This window comes from Paraburkholderia sp. BR10872, from assembly GCF_040965835.1.
GTDB classification, from domain to species: Bacteria; Pseudomonadota; Gammaproteobacteria; order Burkholderiales; family Burkholderiaceae; genus Paraburkholderia; species Paraburkholderia nodosa_A.
This window is the reverse complement of the sequence record NZ_JBFRCN010000175.1, coordinates 1-296: the sequence shown is the minus strand read 5'-3', so window position 1 is coordinate 296 and position 296 is coordinate 1. Positions and strand designations below refer to the sequence as shown.

General features: G+C 38.2%; 1 protein-coding gene. It reads left to right on the top strand.

Annotation, left to right across the window (positions count from 1 at the left end; genetic code table 11):
• Nucleotides 1-296 (top strand): NUDIX domain-containing protein (locus AB4Y43_RS40565; protein WP_368730300.1); only part of this gene is annotated, 296 nt, incomplete at both ends.

Here is a 296-nt window from a genome sequence, read left to right as displayed (position 1 = left end):
TTATTAGTTTACTCGAATGTACCAGGTGTTAAATTAAGGTTGCCCGGCGGGAATATAGATTCCGGGGAGACGGAGGAAGAGGCACTTTTTAGAGAAATATTAGAAGAATCAGGACTAGCAGATTTGGAAATGGTAAAGAAACTGGGAACACCAAAATATTATAAGGAAATTATAGATTCGAATGTAGAGCGTCATGATTTTTTGATGGTTTCTAGAGAGATTCTTCCGGAAGATTGGGAATACATAGGGACAGGTAAAGGAGGGGATCAAGGGAATACATTTAAGTTTCAATGGAT